This window comes from uncultured Jannaschia sp., assembly GCF_947494055.1.
Classification (GTDB): Bacteria; Pseudomonadota; Alphaproteobacteria; order Rhodobacterales; family Rhodobacteraceae; genus Jannaschia.
Window position 1 is genome coordinate 1 of record NZ_CANLTR010000114.1, and the last position, 2462, is coordinate 2462.

Genomic DNA, 2462 nt, shown 5'->3' on the forward strand with positions numbered 1-2462 from the left:
AATCTGGATGAGAACGGGCCGCCGAACCCGGACCGCAGGAAGGGCGTAGCCCGACCGAAGGTCCGGGTTCGGCGGGGTGATCGCGGCCGGTCGGGGTATAGGGGTGCTTTCTCTGTATGGAGGCGCGCTTGTGCCCGGCCGCCACGTGACCGATCACCAGATGAGGCTCTTCATGACGCATCGTAAGAACGCCCCGATCCCCGTCGCCGCGGCCCGGGCCGGGTTCAGCACCGCAACCGGCTATCGCATTTCGCACGACCCGCGCGCGCCCTCCGAGAAGCATGTTCCACGCGAGCGGCGCCGTCCCGATCCCCTGGCGGCAGTCTTCGACACCGAGGTCGTCCCGATGCTCGAAGTATGTCCCGGTCTGCGACCTGTCGCGGTCTTCGAGGAGCTGATGCGTCGGCATCCCGGTCTGGGAACCGGCGTCCGGCGGACGCTGGAGCGGCGCATTCGCCAGTGGCGCGCGCTGCACGGCCCGGAACGGGAGGTGATCTTCCGCCAGACCCACGAGCCGGGCCGGATGGGCTTGTCCGACTTCACCGACATGGCCGGTTCCGGCGTGATGGTCGCGGGCGAGATGCTGTCGCACCGGCTCTACCACTTCCGCCTGGCCTTCAGCGGCTTCGAGCATGCCCATGTCGTTCTCGGCGGCGAAAGCTTCGTGGCATTGGCGGCGGGGTTGCAGGACGCGCTCTGGACGCTCGGTGGGGCACCGCGGGAGCATCGCAGCGACAGCCTCTCGGCCGCTTTCCGCAACCTTGCGCCGGAGGTCGAGGAGGACTGGACTGCCCGATACCACGCGCTCTGCGGCCACTATGGCATGGCTGCCAGCCGCAACAACCGCGGGGTCGCCCACGAGAACGGCACGATCGAGGTGGCCCACAATCATCTCAAGCGCGTGGTGGAGGATGCGCTGCTCCTGCGGGGTTCGCGCGACTTCGACACCATCGCCGAGTATCGCCGCTTCGTCGACGAACTGATCGGCCGACGCAACGCCCGCAACCGCAAGCGCATCGATGCCGAGCGGGCCGTGCTGCGGCTTCTGCCGCCGCGGCGGGCCGAGGACGGCGAGGAGACGATGGTGACCGTCACCTCGTCCGGGGGCTTCATGCTCCGCCGGGTCTTCTACACCGTACCCTCGCGCCTGATCGGCCACCGGCTCCGCGTGCGGCTCCATGACGACAGGCTCGAGGTCTTCCTCGGCGGCACGCCTCTGATGACGCTGCCGCGCGGTCGCGGATACGGCGACCGGCGCCGCGCCCATGTTGTCGACTACCGCCATGTCATCCACGCGTTGCGCGCCAAGCCCATGGCGTTGCCCGGCCTCGTCTACCGCGATCAGCTGTTCCCTCGGGACGCCTATCGCCGCCTCTACGACGCCGCGATGGAGGCGCTGCCGGAGCGGGCTGCCTGCAAGCTCGTGGTGGGCGCATTGGCGATCGCCCATGAGCGCGGCTGCGAGGCCGATCTCGCTGCCCTGATCGACGCCAGCCTCGACGCAGGCGATCTTCCGGCTCTCGCTACGATCCAGGCCCGCTTCCAGCCCGACCCCGAGGCGCTGCCCCAGGTCACGGTCACCATGGCGCCGCTCAGTGTCTACGATGCCTTGACCGACGCAACGCCTGTCGAGGGAGCTGCGATATGAACGCGACCGATCCCGTCGATGACGCTCGCCTCGGTCTTCTGCTTGGCGATCTGCGCCTGCCGGGCATCAAGCATATCTGGCCCGGCTTTGCCGAACGCGCCGACAAGGAAGGCTGGCCCGCCGCTCGCTTCCTCGCAGCTCTGGCCGAGCACGAGATCGCCGAACGCGCTCGGCGCCGCATCGAGCGCCACCTCGCCGAGGCGCGCCTGCCGCCCGGCAAGACCCTCGACAGCTTCGACTTCGCCGCCGTGCCAATGCTGTCGAAGGCTCAGGTCATGGCGCTCGTCGCCGGCGACAGCTGGCTCGAGAAGGGCGACAACCTGCTCGTGTTCGGCCCGCCGGGTGGCGGGAAATCCCATCTCGCCGCCGCCATCGGCCTCGGGCTCGTCGAGAACGGCTGGCGCGTGCTCTTCGCCCGCACCACCGATCTCGTCCAGAAACTCCAGGTCGCCCGGCGCGAGCTTGCCCTGGAATCCGCTATCGCCAAGCTCGACAAGTATCATCTCCTGATCCTCGACGACCTCGCCTACGTCACCAAGGACCAGGCCGAGACCAGCGTCCTTTTCGAGCTGATCAGCGCGCGCTACGAACGCCGATCCCTCCTGATCACCGCAAACCAGCCCTTCGGCGAGTGGAACCGGATCTTCCCCGATCCAGCCATGACGCTCGCCGCCGTCGACCGCCTCGTGCATCACGCGACGATCTTCGAACTCAATGTCGAGAGCTACCGGCGTCGCACCGCTGTCGAACGCCGCAAGGGACCCGGTCGACCACCGACACGCGCGACACCGAAAACGCTCGCTGATTGACGCTC

The 2462-nt window shown here is 68.3% G+C and carries 2 protein-coding genes; both read left to right on the top strand.

Annotated elements, in window-relative coordinates:
* Nucleotides 1-160 precede the first annotated feature (160 nt).
* A complete protein-coding gene (istA, locus tag Q1A87_RS23295; RefSeq protein ID WP_299657191.1) occupies nt 161-1648 on the top strand; it encodes an IS21 family transposase in 1488 nt (495 codons plus the stop codon).
* Nucleotides 1645-2457 (top strand): IS21-like element helper ATPase IstB, encoded by an 813-nt coding sequence (gene istB, locus Q1A87_RS23300; RefSeq protein ID WP_299657194.1) that lies wholly within the window; start codon nt 1645-1647, stop codon nt 2455-2457. Before istA ends, istB begins: the two co-directional genes overlap by 4 nt.
* Nucleotides 2458-2462: the final 5 nt, after the last annotated feature.